Below are 20419 nucleotides of genomic sequence, written 5' to 3' on the forward strand. Positions count from 1 at the left end.
CGGGTTTACAACGGTGTGGCGATAGCAACGAAGCCGGTTTCGGGGGTGTCTGACAGGTGTCGGGTTTGCCAGCCGGTCTGGGCGAGGAGATCGCGCATGCGGGAGGGCGGAGGGAGACGATCGTCTTGGACAGCCCCGCCGGCATCGGCGTGGATGCCGTTGAGGGTTGCGCTGTCTTCCAGATGGGCAAGGACAAGCCGGCCGCCAGTGGGTTGCACCAGATTGCGGGCTCGCTCGAGAAAGGTGCGCCGGTCGGTGAGATGGGGAAAGAATCGGAATGCCAGCACCAGGTCGATCGGCTCGGTGGGGAAGGCTTCGGCCCGTTCGGCATCCGCCAGATACGTTCGCACGGTCCGGAAGCATTTCAGCCGGCGTTGTGCGGCTTCGATCATGTTCCGGCTGGAATCGCAGGAGTGTATCTGCCCGGTTGGCCCGACGCGGGACGCCAGCCGTTCGGTGAAATGGCCGGCGCCGCAACCCGGTTCGAACACCCGATGGCCGTCGAGAGGCCCCAGGAGTTCCCAGAGACGTGCAAGAACTGGTTCCTGATCTGGGCGGACGGCGAAATACTCGGTATCCTCCTCGGCCAGCCGTTCGAAAAAACGGCGTCTGATGTCTGTCATGAGGGTGCCTCCAGCGTTCGTTTCAGGGGAATGGCCGGCAGCATCGGGAGCGCCGCCGAGCAGATCACGATACAGGCGCCGGGAGGCCAGTCCTGCCACAGGGATAGCAGGAGCCCCCCGATCGATGCGACCGCGGCGTAGGCCAGCGTCAGGATAAGCGTTTGCGACAGACTGCTCGTCCGACGTCCCGCCGCGAGGGGCGGGTTCGAGACAAGGCTATACAGCATCAGGCCACCGATGAGATGGAGGGATAGCGTGATCAATATAGCACTGAACAATATCAATAGATATCTTAGTGGCCTGGCTGGCAGACCGCTCAGCCATGCCGTCGCCGGATCGAGCAGGAGAAGCGGCCAAAGGCGTTTGCCGGCCACGAGCAGAAGCAGGACCGCTATGACACCGGTCCAGAGCAGGGCTGTTTCCCTCCACGAGACGAGTAGCAGGCTCCCCCAAAGCAGGGCGAACGCTTCGGCCTGTGCGCCGTCGGTGCGGGCCAGGCCGAGAAATGCAACCCCGAGCGAGACTGTGAATAGCATCGTCGCGAGCTGCTGATCCTCGGCTTCGAGCCAGTCCGCGAGCGGACCCAGGACCACCGCTGACGCGATCGCCGCCGCTGCCGCGCTCCAGATCGGCGAACAGCCGAACCGACTGCTCCAGACGGCGCCAGCGAGAGCTGCATGGGCAAGGGTGACGCCGAGAAACGGCATGCGCAGAGCTGCGAGCAGAAACCCGGCGAGACCGCAACCCAGCCCGCCCCCGATCGCCGCGGCGAACCAGAGGGTCAGCATGGGCGTCGCTCTGCCGGCGCCGGCGACAATGTTCCCCCGTTGAGGTGCCAGAGGTGCGTGATGGTGTCGGGGAACTCCTCGGGATGGTGGCTGGCGGTCAGAACGGTGCGGATGCCGCCGCCCGTTTTCCACCACTCCGCCACGACCCGGCCGGCCAGAGTGCGTCCCTCACGGTCGAGAAAGCTGTCCGCCTCGTCGAGGAGAAGCAGTTCGGGTCGTTGCGTCAGGGCCAGCGCGAGAAGAACGCGCCGTTTCTCGCCCCCCGAAAGGGTGTGAAAACAGCGATGATCGGCATCGGGCAGGCCGAGCCGATCCAGCCATTCGAGGCCGTCACGGTTACCGCTGGATATCGAATCAAATAAATCAATCACGGAAAGAGGAAACGCGACCGCCGGTGGAATTTGCGGAACGTACCCGATGCGCGCACCCCAGAACGGTCGCCACCAGCGACGCCAAAAGCCGTTCGGGCGGCCGCGCCATTCGATTCGGCCCGAAGTGGGCGGCTGGATCCCGGCGATGACGCGCAGCAGACTGGTTTTCCCGGCCCCGTTCGGGCCGAGCAGGCCGATGAACGCGCCCTCCGGGATCTCCGTGGAGATGCCGCCGAAAACCGTCCTGCCGCTACGGGCCAACGAGATTCCGTCGAGGCGCAGCATCAGCGGCGGTCCTCCTCCGAGGAAGGGGTGCCGGCCGCAGGGGAGGATGTTGAAGGGTGTGCGAGAACTCCGGCTTTTTTTACGCCTTCGAAGTTCTGGCGAAGCAACTCGAAATACCCTTCTTCGTCGGCCGTGCGTGGAAAGTTACTCAGCATCACCGGCTCCAGCCCGAGGGCGCGGCTCAGGTCTTCGAGAGCGCGCACGCCCCACTGGAGGTTCCCCATGCAGACGGAAACGGCGTGCTCGCGGCAGCGCTTGCGCATCGCCGAGAGATCGGCGGGTGTCAAACCTTCGAGGGGCTTCCAGGTGGCGACGGGGTCGAGGCCGGCCCAGGCGCAGAATTCACGCTGCATCTCGGCGGCGAGAACCCGCGTTCCCGAAGCTGCGGCCGCCTCGAGACGGAGGAGGGTCGTTTCTGATGCCAGCCGCTCGCGGAACGAGACAAGCCGCCGGCGTGCCTCGTCGTCCGAAAGACCCAGCCGGGCAATTGCGTCCGGTGCGAGGTTCTCCACGAGGTGGATGAATTGCTCCGGTATCGTAAGGGCTCCCGAAGCGGAACAGCAGATGATGGCCGCATCTGCCAGACCTGCCTGCTTCCATTTCTCAGCGAGCGAATGCTGGAACTCGTGATGCAGGACCAGATCGGCCGTTCGCAGTTGCAGAAGTTCCCCGGGCGTGATGTCCGCATGGCCGGGGCATGCGCCCGGCGGGACCAGCACGTGAACGTCGACCTCGGGGCCGGCCAGAATGCGGACGGCAGCGCCGAGCAGCGTGGTTGTGACGACAGCCGATGCCGCCGGAAGCTGTGCCGGGAGGAAAAACAGGAAAAGAAGGACGAAGCTTGTCAGGCGGATGGAACCAGTGGAATCGGATGGGCTGAAGGTGCGGATCATTCATGATTCTCCGGAATTTGCGAGAGATCTTATTCAGATTCATGGGGGGATACTATCATAAAATACCTGAATATGGCACTTTGAATGGTATGATCTAATGGGAGGATATGATAGTATCCAGCAAATCATGGATATAAGGCATAAATATGCCATATCCTGGTTATATTATAAAAGGTGGTATGTAATGACCTTTGCTGTTTCCCTGCCGTTGACGAATGGAAGAATCCCGCGGCGCGCTCTCGGCTGCAGTATCCGGGTGCTGTGGTGCGTCGCGGCCCTCTGGAGCTGTGGGTGCTGCCATTCCGCCTCGGGGGAGGAACAGCCGATCAAACTCGAGAAGATCGTTGTCGAGGCGACCCGCCTTGCGGGAAGTATGGGCTTCACATGGCTGCCAACCAGGCCGGTCGGAGAAACGCCGCACTTTTCTCTTCACGAGATCCTGAACGAGATTCCCGGCATCCACCTGGTGCGGCGAGGGGGGGGATTCGCCGAGACGCAGGATGAGGCCGTCGTCGTTCGCGGCTTCGATGCCAGAAGATATGTTCTCACCCTCAACGATCATCCGATGAACATGGCGGGGGTCATGGGCGGCTCGCGCATCGATTGGGACATCCTGCCCCCTGATATGGCCCGTTCGCTCCTATTCGAGCGTACGCCACACGGCGCTGCTCCCCACGGTTCGGTTGCGGGCTTGATGCGGGTCGAGACATCCTGCCCGGTAAAAACCGAAGGCGGTATCCGTTGGGAAGCCGGACCCTTCGATCTTGAACGGCGGGAGTTCTCGTGGGGTGACCGGAGCGGCGGGCTGGCGTGGCGGATTGATACGGCCGATTCCCGGAGCGATGGCTTTCTGCGCAACCAGAACCGCGAACTGAAACGTGTTGCCGGACGGATGTTCTGGAACGACCCGGCGGGGCGCGACGAACTGGAACTGGGACTGACCCGACTCGAGGAGATCCGGGGTTATGCCGTGGCCAACCGGCCCGGCCTGCCCGGCTATGACCCGTCGAAGCCCGATTCGGACGGGGAGCGGATCATGCCCGGCGACACCGTGGCCAGCGATGGCACGCGATTGTCGCGTAACCTGTCCTTCCTCGACATGACGTGGCGGCATCATGTGGCTGACGGCGCCTGGAGCCTGGGACACAGCCGCAGCGAAGAGAACCGGAGAGACCTTGCCAAAAACGCGGCCGGAAGGATCATCTACGACCGTTCGATCGACAGCGACGACTCGAGCTACTGGTTTCTGAGCCGCGAAGCCGTTTCCTCGTCGGGGCGGTGGAAACTTGGGGCAGACCGGCGATATCTGCGGTATGGCGACGGTGAGTATGCCGTCGCTCCGCCCGCGGCGATGCCCTTGTTTGCCTCACAGAAGATCGACATGGACGGCTTTTTCGGCGAATGGAGCCGCCAGATGAGCGGCGGCGAGCTGTCGCTCGATCTGCGTCATCAGAAATATTCGGCCGACAGGGACGATGCCCGCGCCGCGACCATGCGGCCCATGAAGCGGCGTTCGACCATCCCCGGGATTGCCTGGTCCTGGAAACCATCAGAGGGAAATCGGCATCGCGTATCGGTGCGCAAATTGTGGCGGGCGCCGTCGATGGCCGAATACTACTGGTGGAGCGCGAACTACGCGAACCCCGCCCGGATCGGCTCAGGAAGGGAGCTCGAGCCCGAAAGCGGCCTGGGTGTATCGTGGGATTCCGAATGGGCGCTGGATAAAAGGACGAGCCTCGAGACGGGGGTGTTCGTGAACGATTTGAATGACTATATCCACTTCGTGCATGTGTTTCCTTTTTCCAGCTATAACGTCGACCGTGTGCGGGTCAGGGGGCTCGAATGGCACTGGCGTAGGCAGATCACGGAGACGACGGAACTTCAGATCGGTCACACCTGGCAGGAAACTAAACGAAGAGGCGTCGTTGCGGCCGACAAGCGAAACGGACTTGCGGATGAACTCGATTACCGGCCGCGCCATGTCTGGAACCTGAAAACGGCGCATCACGGCCGATGGTGGGATGCTATGTATACTATAAGATATATAACATCCCAGCGCGTGGCCGTCAGTCCAACGCCGATGAGGCAGGACATCGTGACGCTGAGCCCCTTCGCAGTGCAGGACCTTGAAATCGGCCTGCGATGGACGAAATCCACGCGCCTTGCTGTCCGGATCGACAACCTCGGCGACCGGGAATACGCCGAACAGGCCGGGTACCCGATGCCCGGCCGAACGGTTTCCTTCTCCGTCGAACAGAGCTTCGACTGATTTTATGAACGGGAAACGGCCATCTGAGTGCCGCTTCCTGTGAAGGGGTATCGAGGGGTGGCCTGTCAGGCCGCCCCTCGACACGCTTCAAGCCGGTGAAATGGACATCTGCGAGAAATACTTGACATTATGAGCTTATGCTCATATCATTGTCTTGAGCAACGGCATAGTTGCATGGAACGAACATGACGAATCACGCTGAGAATGTCATTCCGCTTTCACCCAGGCACTGTTCTGACAGAGGTCTGATCGTCGCCGTATCCTGTTCCGAAGGAGTGGGCACGGCGAAGGCACCGGCTCGCGAAGTTCTCTTTATCACCGGTCGTGGAATCGAGAGCGACGGACATGCCGATACAGGGAGGCAGGTGAGCCTGCTCCAGGCCGAGCATGTTGAGGCGTTCAACGCCGTCCACGATCATCGGGCTGGTCCCGGCGACTTTGCCGAGAACGTGCTGACGAGCGGTATCGACCTGAGCCGGCTGCAGCCCGGCGACCGGCTGTGCATCGCCGAAACGGCCGTGCTCGAGGTTGTGCAGGTCGGGAAGGAAATACTGCCGCACCACTACTCGTTCCACGGCTTTCGCCTTCTGCCGACGCTGGGGGTCTTCTGCCGGGTGATCGAGGGCGGTCTGGTTGCGGCCGGAGCGACGATCTCGATCCTCCCGAAGGGCAAACGATGAACGAATCGGCAAAAACCCCGATCGACACGTTCGAGATGGCTCGGGCCGGTTGTCTCGCGGCAGAGGCGAGCGGTTCGCTCGGGAAGCCGTTTGCCGAGCCCTGGTTCGACCCGGCTCCCTGGCGGTTCGATGAAGGAGGTGTCTTGCACGGCACACTCCCCGAAGGTCTTTCCCCCGAGGGGTATCACGATATCGTGCATGGGGGCGCCATTGCAGCGCTGCTCGATGCGGCCATGACTCATTGCCTGTTTGGCCGCGGCGTGATGGGCCTGACGGCCGAAATGCAGGTCAGATATCGGCGGCCGCTTCCGGTCGGTCGGGTGACGCAGGTGCGTGCATCGCTCGAAACCTCGGTTGGTAACCAGGTCTACCGGCTCACCGCAACCGTCTCGGCGGACGGCGAGGTGAAGGCCGAGGCCCGAGGAACGTTCTTTCGCCCCCCCGCCGGCTCGCTGCCCGGGACGGCACAAGCTGCATCTGTGTAGGGGCGGATTTCAAGCCCGCCTCCGTTCGAAAATTATGTATAGGAGGATATATATGCCATATGGTGATGGTACGGGGCCGCATGGAGCTGGACCTATGACCGGTCGGGGGATGGGACCCTGCAGCGGGAATGCCGGAGGCGGCTTCCAGGGGCGCGGTCGCGGAATGGGCCCGTGCGGTGGTGGCTTTGGCTTTGGCCGGGGACGTGGCCTGGGTCGCGGACGGGGCTTCCGGAATGGGGGCGCCCTGGCCGCCGAAGCGGGAACTCCCGCTCAGGCTCAGCCGGCGCTGCCGGTCGAGGCACGGCTCGATATTTTGCAGCGACAGATCGAGACGGTATCCGGCCAGATTGAGGCACTGAGAAACGCATTGAGGCACGAGAACCTCCCTGTGGAGGAGCCGAAGAAGGATCCGGACGCGAAGTGATCCGATCGAAACATCCATGCTGAGATATTCGCAGAAGGTTCTCGATCATTTCCATGCTCCGCGCCATGTCGGCCGGCTCGATGTCTATGACGGCATCAGCCGGCTCGGCGACCCCGATTGCGGCGATTTCCTCGAGGTGACGGTGCGTCTCAGCGCTGACCAGCAGAACATTGCCGCGATCGGATATCTCGTCAAGGGCTGCCCCGCCGCGATCGCCACGTCGAGCATCACGGCCGAGATGGTCTGCGGCAAGGAGATCGAAGAAGCCGCCATGCTGACGGATGCCGCGATCATCGAGGCGCTCGACGGGCTGCCGCCGGGCAAGGAGCACTGCTCCGTTCTCGCGGTGAAGGGGCTCCAGCTCGCTCTCCAGAATGCCGTTCTGCGACATCTGTTCAAACGCGCTGGGATCGTCGACTCCGACGAGGCGTTCGATCGCCTCGTCGAGAGCGGCGGTCTCGAACGATACATTCATACCTGCGACGGCTCGTGCGAGGAAGCACCCGAGACGTGCAGCCAGACGACGGAAGGGGAAAAACCATGTTGATCGCTATATCCGCCCGCGGAGACACATTGGATGCCACAATGGACCCGCGCCTCGGCCGGGCCGAGAGGTTCATCCTGATCGAGAGCGACACCGAAAAAACCTCGATTCTCGAAACGGCTGCCACACAGGCAACGCACGGGGCCGGCATCCAGACGGCGCAGGCGCTTCTCAAGGCCGGCGCGAAAGCCGTCATTTCGGGCGATTGCGGCCCGAAGGCGTTCCAGGTGTTTCAGGCGGCCGGCGTGCCCGTGTATGCGGCGACCGGCGGAACGGTCCGCGACGTGTTCGCCGCCTGGCGCCGGAACGAGCTGCCGGTGATTGGCCAGCCCGGCGCTGCCAAACATGCCTGATGAATAGCATGAACGATACAACTTCCGGAAAGGCCGGCGGCTTCGGCCGCCCGGCCCCCAGGATCGCCGTCGCAAGCGGAAAAGGCGGCACGGGAAAGACGAGCGTCGCAGTCAGTCTCGCCCGGGCGGCCCTCCGGATTGGCCGCCGCGTTCAACTTGTCGATGCCGACGTCGAGGGGCCGAACGCCCATCATTTTCTCGGCCTCGGTGAGCCCGAGACGTTTCCGGTCGAGGCGATGCTGCCGCGCATCGACCCGGCCCGCTGCACCCTGTGCGGCGAGTGCGCCGCGTTCTGCATCTACCAAGCCCTGGCTGTACTCGGCGACCGCGTGATGGTGTTTCCCGACATGTGTCACGGCTGCGAGGGCTGTCGCGTGGTGTGTCCGGTCCAGGCGATCGAGAACGGATCGCAGGAGATCGGCCGCATCATGCACTGGCAAGTTGACGATTTCGAGGTCTGGCAGGGCCGGCTGCACGTCGGCCAGGTGCTCAGCCCAACCCTGATCCGCGAACTGCACCGGCGTGCACGTGAATCGGCTGCTGGCTACGACCTGACCATCGTCGATTCCCCGCCCGGAACCTCATGTCCCATGATGGCTGCCGTGCGCGGCGCGAACCGGCTGGTGCTGGTGACCGAGCCGACGCCGTTCGGGCTGCATGATCTCGAACTGGCGATGGCGGCCGTGCGCCGCATGAAGCTGCCGGTCGAGGTGATCGTCAATCGATCGATCGGCGATGACGCGGCGATCGACGATCTCTGCCGTGCGCGGGCCGTTCCCGTCATCGCCCGGTTTCCCGAAGATCGCACGGTGGCCGCGGCATACGCCGAGGGCCGGCCGATGATCGAGGCCGGCGCCGAGTGGGCGAAACAGTACGATGACCTGCGTCGCCACCTGGAGGGACCATGCTGACCGAATGGGTGATCATCAGCGGAAAAGGCGGAACCGGTAAGACCAGCGTCACGGCGGCTCTCGCGGCTTGGTGCGGCATGTCCGTCCTCACCGATACCGACGTCGACGGCGCAAACCTCGAACTCGTGCTCCAGGCGTGCCAGGTGACCGAGCAGCGGTTCGAGGGGCGGCGGAAGGCCGTCATCAAGCCCTCGCTGTGCCGTGCGTGCGGCAGGTGCGCCGACGAGTGTCGGTTCGACGCCGTGATGCCGGCCGCCATGCGCCCCGACCGGGGCGTCATCATGACGATCGACGCCGACGCGTGCGAGGGCTGCGGCCTGTGCAAGCGCGTCTGCCCGGCCGACGCGATCATCATGAAAAAGACCGTGGGTGGCACCTGGCGCGAGAGCGACACCCCGTGGGGCCGTCTGTTCCACGCCAGACTCGAACCGGGCGGCGAAAACTCGGGCAAACTCGTGGCCCTCTTGCGCAAAAAAGCCCGTGAATACGCTGAAGCCCATGGAATGCCGCTCCTGCTGACCGACGGGCCGCCCGGTTCGGGCTGCCCTGTCATCGCCACCCTGACCGGCGCCAACAAGGTGCTGATTGTCACCGAACCGACCCCGTCGGGACGGTCCGATGCCGAGCGCGTGCTCGATTTGTGCCGGCACTTCCGGCGTCCGGTGTGGCTTGCCATCAACAAATACGACCTGCATGCGGGAATGGCGCAGCAGACCGAGGAGTGGGCCCGCGCCCGCGACGTGCCCGTCGTTGGTCGTCTGCCGTATGACCCGTCCGTTCCCACGGCGATCCGGCGCGGCGTGCCGGTGCCGTCCCTCCCTCCCTCGCCCTGGAGCGAAGCTCTGGCCCGGATGGCGATGGAAATCGGGCTTTCGGCTAAAAATTGAAAATGATGTACATCAAGGAGAATAAATGAAGTCGTCCCACCCAAAGATGTTCGATACGGCATGTATCCATGCGGGGCAGCACCCTGATGAACTGTTCGGCGGCGTCAGCGTGCCGATCTACCAGTCCTCCACCTTCGCGTTCGAGAGCGCCGAGGTCGGCGCCGCCCGATTTTCGGGCCAGAGCGACGGCTACAAATACACGCGGCTCGGGAACCCGACGACGGCGGCTCTCGAAGCCTGCATCGCCGAACTCGAGGGCGGCGGCACCGGCCTTGCCACGGCATCCGGCATGGCGGCCGTCAGCACCGCCTACCTGGCGCTTCTGGGGAACGGCTGCCACATGGTCTCGACCGACTCGGTCTATGGCCCGTCACGAACCCTGGCGGAACGGGAACTTTCGAGGTTCGGCGTCGAAGCCTCGTATGTCGACACTTCGAACCTCGAACACCTGAAAGCGGCGATTCGTCCGAACACGAAGCTCGTCTACCTGGAAACGCCCGCCAACCCGACGCTTTCGATCACCGATATCGCTGAGGCGTCGAAGATCGCTCATGCCGCCGGCGCGGTGGTCGTCGTCGACAACACCTTCTGCAGTCCGATGCTCCAGCGGCCGCTCGACCTGGGCGCCGACATCGTGCTGCACAGCATGACGAAATTCATCAACGGTCACAGCGACGTCGTGGCCGGCATCCTGATCACCCGCAACGCTGAACTCGCGGCCCGCCTGAAGAGCGTCCTCGTGCAGATGGGCGGCACCATCGACCCGCACCAGGCATGGCTCGTGCTGCGCGGCGTGAAGACCTTGCCAATGCGCATGCGAATCGCCCAGGAAAACGCGCAGCGCCTGGCCGATGAGCTGTCGCGCCATCCGCTGATCGCTTCCGTCGCGTATCCCGGTCTGAAATCGCATCCGCAGCACGATCTGGCGACGAAGCAGATGAAGGGGCCGGGCTCGATGATCTCGTTCGAGATGGCCGGCGGCGTCGAAGCCGGCCGTATCCTGATGAACAGCGTCTCGCTCTCGACGCTGGCTGTCTCGCTCGGCGGCATCGAAACGCTCATCCAGCACCCCGCCTGCATGACCCACGCATCCGTACCGCGTGAGACCAGACTTTCGGCCGGCATAACCGACGGGCTGGTCAGGCTCTCGGTCGGCTGTGAGGCTTATGACGACCTCCATCAGGACCTGTTTTCCGCTCTCGATGAAGTGAAACGGCAGTGTTCCGGGGAGGAACAACAGGCCCGCTTCAAGGTAAACGTATAAATACAAGGAGATATATCATGAAGATCGCCATTCCCGTCGCCGAAGGCAAGTTGACCGAACATTTCGGCCATTGTGAAGAGTTCGCATTTTTCGACGTCGACGACGTCGCCCGCGCCATTCTCGGCGAGACCCGCCTCCAGCCCCCTCCTCACGAACCCGGCGTCCTGCCCCGCTGGCTGGTCTCGAACAAGGCCACCGTCGCGATCGTCGGCGGCATGGGCATGCGCGCCCGCCAGATGCTCGAAGAGAGCGGGGTCAAGGTCGTGATGGGCGCCCCCAGCCTGCCGCCGGCCGAGATTGTGCGCCAGTACCTCGCCGGCACCCTTGTCGTTGGCGATAACACGTGCAATCATGGACCCGACCACGTCTGCACCGACACGCACGGCCACGGCCAGGCCCATGGCCACACCCACCAGCACGGCCACGGCCCCGCCTCGCGCAAGGGCGGCTGCTGAGGCATGCAAAACCACTCATCCCGGCTGGCCCATGGTCTGCCGGGAGAAACCTCTGAAGGCGGTTGCACCGTTGCATTCTTCCAGGAGGATGCGCATATCGTCCAATCCAACGATGATTCAAAGAACGAGGATGGGAATACCGGTGCCACCAGCAGTCATCATCGCGTAGAACGCGGGAGACACACATATGACCGCATCGAATTGCAGCAGTTGTTCCGATACCACCTGTTCCTCAAAAACGCGGAATCCTGATGAGTCGGCCGATGATTTCCTCCGGCGGCAACGGCTTCAGGGAAACCTGTGCCGGATCAAACACATCTTCTTCGTGCTTTCCGGCAAGGGCGGGGTCGGCAAGAGCACCGTTGCCGCGAATCTCGCGCTCTCGCTGGGCATGAACGGGTACAGCGCCGGTCTGCTCGACATCGACCTGCACGGCCCGTCGATTCCGACGATGCTCGGCCTCGCCGATGTACGCGCCGAGTCTGCGGGAAACGGGCTGATCAAGCCGGTTGAACTGACATCGGTCGTCAAGGTGATGTCAGTTGCCTTCCTGCTGCAGGGAAACGACGACGCCGTGATCTGGCGCGGTCCGATGAAGGCTGGGGTTATCGAACAGCTGGTGGCCGACGTCGACTGGGGCCCGCTCGATGCACTGGTTGTCGACTGCCCGCCCGGCACCGGGGATGAGCCGCTCAGCATCGTGCAGACCGTCGGAAAGGCCGACGGGGCGATCATCGTCACGACCCCGCAACAGGTCGCCACCGCCGACGTCCGTCGCTCGATCAGCTTTTGCCACCGCCTCGATCTGCCCGTGCTGGGCGTGATCGAGAACATGTCCGGCTTCGTCTGCCCTCATTGCAACGAAACGACCGAGATCTTCAGCAAAGGAGGCGGCGAAACGATGGCCGCCGACATGGGCGTGCCGTTCCTTGGCCGGATCCCGATTGATCCCGAACTGATGGGGGCAGGCGATCGGGGCGTGCCGTATGTCCAGCGATTCTCGGAGCGGCCGGCTGCAAAAGCCTTTTCCAAGGCTATTCTGCCGTTGATAGGCCGGATGGGCGACACCGTCGCGGGCCAGGAAGAAGCCTGAGATGCTGAACGGTATTGTCATCGTCGATCTTGCCGGTTTTGTGCTGCTGCTTCTGGTGGCCCTCACCGGAGGCATCATCAAATGGCATCTTCCGCCCGGCTCGGGACATGGCGGTCACGGCCTGGGCCGCGGGTTTGGCCATGGATACGGTCACGGCCATGATATCGGCCTCGACGACGGTTTCGGCCCGAAACTGCTCTGGGGAATGGACCGGCACGAATGGGGCGACATTCACTTCTGGCTTTCCGTCGCCTTTTTCGCCATGATCGCGATTCATCTGTATCAACACCGCTTCTGGCTCAGGGCCTGCCTGAGCCGGGGCGGCACCTGTCCGACCGGCCAGAGCGTCTGATGCTTCGCCCCCGTCGAAAGCGGCACTGCAATCTTCGGATGAAAGGAACCAGAAAATGACCGTGAAACCAGAGACCCTGAAAACAGCATGGCAAAAGCGAGACGGGCCGCTCGTGCTGACGACCGTCGATACCGATGGAATGCCGAACGCGGTCTATGTCATGTCCGTGAAGCTCCATCCAGATGGTCGCATCGCCATCGCCGACAACAAATTTCACAAGACCCGGTCCAACATCCAAAACGGCAGCAGGGGCTCGCTTTTGTTCAGCGCGAAAGACCGCTCGGCGTATCAGGCCAAGGGAGCGATCGAATACGTTACATCCGGACCGATATACGACGACATGCTGACGTGGGTCGAAGCCCGGTTCGCCCGTGTGGCGGTCGCCGTCCTGCACGTTGAACATCTCTATTCGGGAGCCGAAAATTTGGCCTGAAACGCCGGCATGCGTAAAAGAAAGCGATGAAAAAAATATCACATACTATATATGAGGCGTTGCGGGAGACCGCCTGCGCGAAGACCATCGGGGATGTCCGCATGGGATTGGGGTATTCGGCAGTGCGCCTGTCGAGCGGGGAGATCGGATTGTGCTGGACTCCCAAGGAGGGGAACCGCTGCTGTCAGCAGTTTCCCGAGGCCGGAACGCTCGCCGGACGGCCGGCCAACGACCTGCTCGAGGGAATAGCCCACCCGGGTTCGCCCTTGAAGCGAATGCTCGGGGTGGCTACGGCAAACACCCTCGGCTTGTCACTGCCGCAGGCGCCCTCACTCGGCGGCGACATCCTTTCGATCCTGGCCCTGAAACCGACCGATCACCTGGTCATGGTCGGTCACTTCGGGCCACTGATCCCGGAAATCCGCCGAACGGCCTGCAGGCTGGATATCATCGAAGCCGACCCCTCGGAGGGGGAGCTGGATCGTGAACAAGGCTTGGCTGCGCTGCAGCAGTGTACCGTGGCGATCATCACGGCGACGACGCTAGTCACCGGAGGTCTCGACGAATACCTGGCGGCGCTGGGTTCCGTGCGCGCCGCCGTCCTGCTCGGCCCGTCGGTTCCTCTGTTCCCAAACGTGTTTCGTGGAACGGGCCTGACACACCTGGCGGGGTCGCGCGTGCGCGACGGGGAGCGTGTTCTGCGGATCGTCTCGGAAGGCGGCGGAACGCCGATGCTCAAGCCTTGTCTCGAAGCCGTCGTCGTTCCGGTTCAGCAGGCGTGAGAGGTACGAACATGGCGAATCGATCGGCTATGAGTGTTCTCGACGAAGAGGTTTTCGAGAACCGGCGACGGTATGAGAACCGGCGGGAACTCTACCGGAGCTTCGGTTACGACATCGAACGGGAGCGGGAGTTCATTCTCGGCATCGTCCGGCCCGTGACGGGGCCTGTTCTCGAGATCGGCACCGGCAAGGGCTACATGACGGTGGCGATTGCCCGGGCAGGGTACCGGCTGACCTCCGTCGATCTGTCGGTCGAGGATCAGCGCATGGCGTTGCTCAACCTGAGATACGACGGATGTGCCGACCGGGCGACGCTCGAAATCGCTGATGCCGAGCACCTGCCGTATGTGTCGGCGTCTTTCGACCTGGTGATCACCGTGAATGTCCTTCATCACCTCGCTCGGCCCCGAGACGTGTATGAGGAAATGACCAGGGTGATGGCGTCCTCGGGGCGGATCGTCGTGAGTGATTTCAGCACGTATGGCCTGGAAGTGATGGACCGGATTCTGCAAAGCGAGGGGCGCCGGCACGACGTGGGTTCCGGAAGCCTGATGGAAATGCGGGAATGGCTGCTCGCCGACGGCTTCAAGGTCGGTCTCCATCGGACCAGGATTCAGGATACGATCGTCGGGGTGCGATGAACGATGTCAGTACCGTTGAAGATCACGATTCTCGTCGATGACAAGGCCGCGGAAGGGCTGGTGGCCGAGCATGGTCTCGCGTTCTGGATCGAGTTCGGGAGGGCGAAACTGTTGTTCGACACCGGCCAGGGGCCGGCCCTGGAAGCCAATGCCCGAACGCTTGGCATCGATCTTTCCACGGCTGACATGGTGGCCCTGAGTCATGGCCATTACGACCATACGGGCGGGTTGCCGCTCGCTTTCGAGCGGATTCCCGATGCCCGGTTGCACTGTCACCCGGCGGTGATTAAACCGCGATACAGCATTCGGGACGGTGTGGCAAAGGCGGTCGGCATGCCGGAAACCGCGCGAAAAGCGGTTGATCAGGTGACGGGGCTCCGACGGGCGTTCGAAAATCGGCCGGTTTTGTGGTCCAAAGATGTTGGATTGACAGGGCCGATTCCCCGGAAAACGGCTTTTGAAACGACCGGCGGCCCTTTCTCCCTCGATCAGCAGGGAACACAGCCCGATCCCATAGAGGACGACCAGGCACTCTGGGTGCGAACCCCCGAAGGCATTGTCGTCGTGACCGGTTGCTGCCATTCTGGATTGATCAACACCCTCTCGTGTGTACGCGAACTGGCGGGAGACGGTCCCATCCTGGCCATTGTCGGCGGGTTCCACCTGCTGAATGCCGATGCAGACAGACTTGAGAAGACGATCAAGTTGCTGCGCGAATTCCGGCCTGGGCAGCTGATTCCCACGCACTGCACGGGTGACGGTGCCGTCGCGGCGCTGGGCGCGGCCTTCGGTGTCATGGTTGCTCCGGGCAAGGCTGGAGATAGGTTTCAGTGGTGACAGGCTGTTTCCTGGGGGTGTCGATGACCCGCACGGAAGGAATCGCGGGTTAGGACAGCAGGTAGAGGCCAAACAGGGCTGCCAGCGCGAACCGATACCAAGCGAACGGCGTCAGGCGGGTGCGGCCGAGGAAGCGCATGAAGCTGACAACGGCGAGCCAGGCCACCACGAACGAGACGAAAAAGCCGATGGCGAAGACACCCGCGTCGCTCATCGACAGCAGGTCGCGGCTCGACCAGAGGTCCTTGCCCGTCGCGGCGACCATCATCGGAATGGCGAGCAGGAACGAAAACTCCGCCGCGGGCACGTGAGACACACCGAACAGAAGGCCGCCGGCAATCGTCGCGCCGGCTCTGGAAAAGCCCGGCCACAGCGAGAGGCACTGGCAGACGCCGATTCCCAGCGCTTGCTTCCAGGTCATCTCGTCGACTGTTATTGCCCGCACCTGGGGTTGATATCGTTCGGCCAGGATCAGATAGATGCCGCCGATGACGAGACCGACCAGGACGGTTATCGGCGAGAAGAGATACAGCTTGATTCTCTTGTGGAACAGCAGGCCGAGAACGACGGCTGGAACCATCGCCAGTGCAATGTGCCACAGGGTCAGCCGGTTGCTTGTCCACGGCAGATCGCGCCATCGCCGCAACATGTCGATGATGCGGGTTCGGTAGAGAATGGCAACGGCGAGAATCGCGCCGAGCTGGATGAACACCTCGAAGGTGTCAGCCTTCTCGCCCGTGAAGCCCAGCAGATGTGCCGAGAGAATGAGGTGTCCTGTCGAACTGACCGGCAGAAACTCGGTCAGCCCTTCGACGATTCCCTGAATGACGGCAATGAGGTGGATGTTCATGCGGCTTCCTCCATGGATGCAACAGGGCAAAGGTGGCGATCACCTTACACGAAATCCGGGCGAAGGAAAACCCCCCTTCAACTCAACTCGTGCCGATAAGAGCGATCAAACATCAGCGTTTCAGCTGGGAAATAGAATAATACACATAAATATAATAATGATTCGGGGCGCCATGCCGTAGCGGTCAGTTGGTGGGCGTTTGCCTTGGCACCGTTCATGCCGCAGGCAGACGGGATCGACATTCGCGAGGCAGAGATCGGAACTCCTGCTTTGGAACAAGGTGGTTGCAAAGAAGGGGGGATATCACGGAATTGTTCTTTCGCTCAATTTGAACAAGGGTTTGACGAGGATGATCCAGAGAGATAGAATATGCAAACGGGCAAATGCTCGGAATGATGTCGCAGGTTGACCGATATGCCGGGATTCTGCGTGGTGAAAGTGATGTTCATGAAGCGCGAATGGTGGAAATCGGTTGCGGTTCTCTGCCTGATTCTTCAGGTCGGATTTCTTGCCGCCGGGTTGCTGCATTTCACCCGCAGCGGATGCCACGATAACCATCTTGAGAACTGCGAACATCTCCGTTCCGGCTTCCCACATGCGCATGTGGTATCCCCTCATAAGGGGGGAGAGGGACACGAAGCAACGCTGTGCCGCCCTTGCTGCGCGATACCGGAGGGCGCCGAGACGAGCAAGCCTTTCCGATGGGCGATGTCCGGGAACGTCGTTCCCTGCCCGTCCGAACACTGTCTGATCTGTTCGCTCTCCGATCTGGTGTGTTCGAGCGATGTCGAATCGACGGGTGAACCACTGGGGGACATCTTCTCCGTCCGTCGTTCGGCGGACGTTCATTGTTTTTATGACCTTCAAGGCGTTTTTCGGCCATGCCTGCCACGTGGCCCTCCCGTTGTGAGCTGAATCCTCGGTTTTCGGAATTTCCGCAGACCGCCGACAGCCTGTCGGCGATTCAGTCCATGATGGGAGAATCATGTGAGATATATATCTATTGCCTTTTGTCTGCTCGTTTTCGCTTTCGCGCCCTGTTTGCAAACCACATGCGCGGCGAAAGCCGTTTCGAATGACGATGTTGCGGCTCTGCGCGAAGAGATTGCCGGCCTGCGGTCGGAGATGTCGGCGATGCGTAACAAGTACGAAATGACCATCGCGCGGCTCGAGGAACAGGTGAATCGGCTTGGCTCCGGCGGTTTCGAACTGGCCGGTCCGGCGGCAGTTTCCGGGCATGTTTTAGCAACACCGGTCGATGAGAAGGAACGGCTTCGGCTCGTGGCAGCGGGCGCTCTTGGATCGGCCGCTCAGGAATCGTCCGCCGTGTCTGCCACATCGGCGCAGTCGGTCACGTTCAAGGCTGGCGAGCTGGGTCAGCAGGCGCTGAATCCTGAGATCAGCATGACCGGTGACGTCATCGCCCAGTTCCGTTCCCAGGATGACGTGCGCGAAAATGCCCGTGGCACGTTCCGCTCGCTCGGCGTTCATGGCGAATGCTATCTCGATCCGGATACCCGGTTCAAAGCCTCTTTTCCCATCCAAGAGGAAGGGACGGAAATTTGCGAAGCTTACATCACCCGTGTCGGGTTCTCGAAAAATCTCAATCTGACGCTGGGCAAGTTCCATCAGCAGTTCGGCGTCGTGGGTCGATGGCACCAACACGCCCTCGACCAGGTGGATTTCCCGCTCGCTCTCCGGCGTCTTTTCGGCGGTCCGCTGGAGCAGATCGGCGTTTCGTTTGACTGGCAGCTGCCGGCTGGCAGGGGCATGGGCCGGGAACTCACGTTGCAGCTCACCCATGCAAACAACGATGCGCTTTTCGCCGAGAATAGCAGGGGCGTTCCCTGTGTCCTGACGCATTATAAACAGTTCAAGGATTTGGATGCTTCGACTTACCTTGAATGGGGTGTCACCGGCATGGCTGGCACCAACGACCGCTGGTCGGTGGGTGCTGCGCCGGCGATCTCCATCCGCGACGAGTCCAGGCCGACCTATGCCCTGGGGTTCGATCTGACCCGCCTGTGGGAGCCCACGGACCGGATGCGGTATCGCAACTTCTGCTGGCGCACCGAGGGATATTATCTCGCACGCGATATCATCACGGCGGCGGGAGACCGCGATACGGCACGCGCCTGGGGCGCCTATACCAACCTTCACTGGAAACTGAACCGGATTCTCGAGTCCGGTATCCGGCTCGACTATTACCGGCCCGACTCCAAACCCTATGCCGACGTTGGTACGCCGACGGAGCTGTATCCAGGCGCTCTGCACATGGTGCCGGGACGAGATCCCTACGAGTTTCAGGTCAGCCCCTACTGGACGTGGAACCAAAGCCCCTGGGTGCATTACAGGCTCGAATTCGACTACCGCAAGGGTCACAACATGGAACAGGACGACCGGCGCATCACCCTGCAGTGCATCTGGGCTGGCGGCCCGCATCTGCATGATCGTTACTGAAATCAGGTGAAAATATGAAGAAGAATGTATTAGTCAATATATTTATTGTCATCTCTCTGTGGGCGGCGATCGTGCCTCTCCATGCCGCAAGAGGAACGGAAAACGGGGAACGTCCTCTGCGCGTCGTCACGACGATTCCCGATTATGCCGACTTTGCAAGCAGGTTGGGCGGGGAGCATGTCGTCGTGTCGCATATCGTCCAGGGAGACCAGGATGCCCATTTCATCCGGCCGAAGCCCTCATTCGTCCAGATGCTGCGCGAAGCCGACCTGCTCATTGCGACGGGCCTCGATCTCGAAATGTGGCTGCCCACCGCCGTCGACAAATCAGGCAATCCCCGCATTCGGAGCGAGGCGGTCGGCTACGTGGCGGCCGCCCAGGGGGTTCGGATGAAGGATATTCCGACCGTCCTGTCACGCAGTGAGGGAGGGCTTCACATCTATGGGAACCCTCACATCACCGTGAGCCCTCTCAATATGCTTCGCGTCGCCGAGAACATCGAGATCGGTCTTGAAAAGAACGCTCCGACTCATGCACAGGAGTTTCGGAACCGGCTGAACCAGCTTAAGGCTGAATTATATAAGAGGCTTTATGGATCTGAGCTGGTTGAGGTGCTTGGCGGCGAAACCCTGGTGAAACTCCATCAGGAAGGCAAACTGTACGACTTTCTGAAGCAGAATACCTTCGAAGGTAAGCCCCTGACCAACCTGCTGGGCGGCTGGACGGGCAGGATGTTGCCGCTGCGCGGCCTTGCCATCGTGACCTATCACAAGAACTGGGTCTACTTCTGCGACGATTTCGGCCTTGTTCAGGTTGATACCATCGAACCAAAACCCGGCATTCCGCCTTCTCCGAAACACACCAAAGAGCTGGAGGAGCGGATGCGCCGCGACGGCGTCAAGGTCATGCTGTCCGTCAACTACTTCGACGAACAGACCGTCAAATCGATTGCCGAGGCGACCGGGGCGACATACCGCATGGTTCCTTACTACGTAGGCGGTTCGGCCGGCGTGGGGGACTACTTCTGTCTCGTCGACCACTGGGTCGAGGCGCTCGTGACGATGGCCGCCGAGGCTGGTTGGAAGGGAGAGGGGCGATGACGGAAACGACCGACGCGGCGAGGGGCGATTCCCTCCCCGTCATCAGTTGTCGCGGGGTGTGCGTTGGCTACGACCAGGAGCTGGTTCTCGCCAACATCGATCTCGAGATTCCGCGAGGGGCCTTCGTGCCGTTCGTCGGCCCGAACGGTGCGGGCAAAACCACGCTTCTTCGCGCGATCCTGGGACTTGTGCCGCTGCGTGCCGGAACGATCGAGACGCCGTTCGACACCGTGCCTGCCGGGTTCGTTCCCCAGCATCAGAGCATCGACTTGCTGTTTCCCGTCGTCACGCGCGATATCGTCATGATGGGGTTGTACCCGCGCCTGGGCTGGTGGGGGCGGCCTTCTCCGGCCGACCGGGAACAGATCGACCGGCTGCTGGTGCGGTTCAATCTGTCCGCTCACTCGATGAAGCCATTCCATGAACTTTCGGGTGGGATGCGGCAGAAGGTGCTCATCGCCCGGGCGCTGGTGACGGGGGCTGACGTGCTCGTGATGGACGAGCCAACGACCATGCTCGATGCCGATTCCGAACATGAAGTCATTCATCTTCTCCATGAGCTGGCGACCAAAGATGGAAAAACTGTGGTTCCTCGCTATTTTACGTGGGTAGACCAAAATTTAGCTTTCCAGCAATCAG

At 61.9% G+C, this 20419-nt stretch carries 25 protein-coding genes; 19 read left to right on the forward strand and 6 right to left on the reverse strand.

Annotated features, from left to right (window positions below; genetic code table 11):
* Nucleotides 1-5 precede the first annotated feature (5 nt).
* Genes PLU72_12855 through PLU72_12870 form a run of 4 tightly spaced genes read right to left on the reverse strand, consistent with a single transcriptional unit; the run spans nt 6 to nt 2960 of the window.
* Nucleotides 6-623, reverse strand: coding sequence for a methyltransferase domain-containing protein (locus tag PLU72_12855; GenBank protein HOT29066.1), 618 nt, complete (start codon nt 621-623; stop codon nt 6-8).
* Nucleotides 620-1411, reverse strand: a complete 792-nt coding sequence (locus PLU72_12860) for a metal ABC transporter permease (protein HOT29067.1) — start codon at nt 1409-1411, stop codon at nt 620-622. Before PLU72_12860 ends, PLU72_12855 begins: the two co-directional genes overlap by 4 nt.
* The gene (locus PLU72_12865) at nt 1405-2067 is read right to left on the reverse strand and encodes an ATP-binding cassette domain-containing protein (protein HOT29068.1); all 663 of its coding nucleotides are present in this window, start codon (nt 2065-2067) and stop codon (nt 1405-1407) included. Before PLU72_12865 ends, PLU72_12860 begins: the two co-directional genes overlap by 7 nt.
* Complete coding sequence (locus PLU72_12870; protein ID HOT29069.1) at nt 2067-2960, reverse strand: zinc ABC transporter substrate-binding protein; 894 nt, start codon at nt 2958-2960, stop codon at nt 2067-2069. The genes PLU72_12865 and PLU72_12870 overlap by 1 nt, the downstream gene beginning before the upstream one ends.
* A gap of 184 nt (nt 2961-3144) precedes the next feature.
* On the opposite strand from PLU72_12870, the gene PLU72_12875 reads away from it, so the two are divergent.
* From PLU72_12875 to PLU72_12950, 16 genes are all read left to right on the forward strand, one after another.
* A complete protein-coding gene (locus PLU72_12875; protein ID HOT29070.1) occupies nt 3145-5229 on the forward strand; it encodes a TonB-dependent receptor in 2085 nt (694 codons plus the stop codon).
* Nucleotides 5230-5414: 185 nt separating this feature from the next.
* Nucleotides 5415-5909, forward strand: a complete 495-nt coding sequence (locus PLU72_12880) for an MOSC domain-containing protein (protein ID HOT29071.1) — start codon at nt 5415-5417, stop codon at nt 5907-5909.
* Nucleotides 5906-6394 (forward strand): PaaI family thioesterase, encoded by a 489-nt coding sequence (locus PLU72_12885; GenBank protein HOT29072.1) that lies wholly within the window; start codon nt 5906-5908, stop codon nt 6392-6394. Before PLU72_12880 ends, PLU72_12885 begins: the two co-directional genes overlap by 4 nt.
* 52 nt (nt 6395-6446) lie before the next feature.
* On the forward strand, nt 6447-6818 hold the full coding sequence (locus PLU72_12890; protein ID HOT29073.1) for a DUF5320 domain-containing protein: 372 nt from the start codon (nt 6447-6449) through the stop codon (nt 6816-6818).
* 16 nt (nt 6819-6834) lie between these two features.
* A complete protein-coding gene (locus PLU72_12895) occupies nt 6835-7365 on the forward strand; it encodes an iron-sulfur cluster assembly scaffold protein (protein HOT29074.1) in 531 nt (176 codons plus the stop codon).
* A 38-nt stretch (nt 7366-7403) separates the two neighbouring features.
* A complete protein-coding gene (locus tag PLU72_12900) occupies nt 7404-7715 on the forward strand; it encodes a NifB/NifX family molybdenum-iron cluster-binding protein (GenBank protein HOT29075.1) in 312 nt (103 codons plus the stop codon).
* Between the two features lie 8 nt (nt 7716-7723).
* A complete protein-coding gene (locus tag PLU72_12905; protein HOT29076.1) occupies nt 7724-8626 on the forward strand; it encodes an ATP-binding protein in 903 nt (300 codons plus the stop codon).
* On the forward strand, nt 8620-9513 hold the full coding sequence (locus tag PLU72_12910; protein HOT29077.1) for an ATP-binding protein: 894 nt from the start codon (nt 8620-8622) through the stop codon (nt 9511-9513). The genes PLU72_12905 and PLU72_12910 overlap by 7 nt, the downstream gene beginning before the upstream one ends.
* A 25-nt stretch (nt 9514-9538) precedes the next feature.
* Nucleotides 9539-10777 carry a PLP-dependent aspartate aminotransferase family protein gene (locus PLU72_12915; protein HOT29078.1) on the forward strand — a complete coding sequence of 413 codons (1239 nt, stop codon included), beginning with the start codon at nt 9539-9541 and terminating at the stop codon, nt 10775-10777.
* Between the two features lie 17 nt (nt 10778-10794).
* Nucleotides 10795-11232 carry a NifB/NifX family molybdenum-iron cluster-binding protein gene (locus tag PLU72_12920; GenBank protein HOT29079.1) on the forward strand — a complete coding sequence of 146 codons (438 nt, stop codon included), beginning with the start codon at nt 10795-10797 and terminating at the stop codon, nt 11230-11232.
* Between the two features lie 187 nt (nt 11233-11419).
* On the forward strand, nt 11420-12325 hold the full coding sequence (locus tag PLU72_12925; GenBank protein ID HOT29080.1) for an Mrp/NBP35 family ATP-binding protein: 906 nt from the start codon (nt 11420-11422) through the stop codon (nt 12323-12325).
* Between the two features lies 1 nt (nt 12326).
* Nucleotides 12327-12677, forward strand: a complete 351-nt coding sequence (locus tag PLU72_12930; protein ID HOT29081.1) for a DUF4405 domain-containing protein — start codon at nt 12327-12329, stop codon at nt 12675-12677.
* Between the two features lie 55 nt (nt 12678-12732).
* Entirely contained in the window at nt 12733-13110 is a 378-nt protein-coding gene (locus tag PLU72_12935) for a pyridoxamine 5'-phosphate oxidase family protein (protein HOT29082.1), read from the forward strand.
* 26 nt (nt 13111-13136) lie between these two features.
* A complete protein-coding gene (locus tag PLU72_12940) occupies nt 13137-13892 on the forward strand; it encodes a DUF364 domain-containing protein (protein ID HOT29083.1) in 756 nt (251 codons plus the stop codon).
* Nucleotides 13893-13903: 11 nt separating this feature from the next.
* Entirely contained in the window at nt 13904-14533 is a 630-nt protein-coding gene (locus tag PLU72_12945; protein ID HOT29084.1) for a class I SAM-dependent methyltransferase, read from the forward strand.
* Nucleotides 14534-14548: 15 nt separating this feature from the next.
* The gene (locus PLU72_12950) at nt 14549-15370 is read left to right on the forward strand and encodes an MBL fold metallo-hydrolase (protein ID HOT29085.1); all 822 of its coding nucleotides are present in this window, start codon (nt 14549-14551) and stop codon (nt 15368-15370) included.
* A gap of 49 nt (nt 15371-15419) precedes the next feature.
* Here PLU72_12950 and PLU72_12955 read toward each other — a convergent pair whose 3' ends face one another.
* Both PLU72_12955 and PLU72_12960 read right to left on the reverse strand, forming a co-directional pair.
* A complete protein-coding gene (locus PLU72_12955) occupies nt 15420-16220 on the reverse strand; it encodes an undecaprenyl-diphosphate phosphatase (protein ID HOT29086.1) in 801 nt (266 codons plus the stop codon).
* A gap of 303 nt (nt 16221-16523) precedes the next feature.
* Nucleotides 16524-16817, reverse strand: a complete 294-nt coding sequence (locus tag PLU72_12960; GenBank protein ID HOT29087.1) for a hypothetical protein — start codon at nt 16815-16817, stop codon at nt 16524-16526.
* 537 nt (nt 16818-17354) lie between these two features.
* Between PLU72_12960 and PLU72_12965 the strand changes: the two genes are divergently transcribed.
* The 3 genes from PLU72_12965 to PLU72_12975 all read left to right on the forward strand — a co-directional run.
* Nucleotides 17355-18680: a hypothetical protein gene (locus PLU72_12965; protein ID HOT29088.1), complete on the forward strand. Its 1326-nt coding sequence runs from the start codon at nt 17355-17357 to the stop codon at nt 18678-18680.
* 14 nt (nt 18681-18694) lie between these two features.
* Entirely contained in the window at nt 18695-19780 is a 1086-nt protein-coding gene (locus PLU72_12970; GenBank protein HOT29089.1) for a metal ABC transporter substrate-binding protein, read from the forward strand.
* A partial coding sequence (locus tag PLU72_12975) for a metal ABC transporter ATP-binding protein (protein ID HOT29090.1) occupies nt 19777-20419 on the forward strand: 643 nt, incomplete at its 3' end. The genes PLU72_12970 and PLU72_12975, both read left to right, overlap by 4 nt.

Source organism: Candidatus Ozemobacteraceae bacterium, assembly GCA_035373905.1.
In the GTDB taxonomy this organism is placed as follows: domain Bacteria; phylum Muiribacteriota; class Ozemobacteria; order Ozemobacterales; family Ozemobacteraceae; genus MWAR01.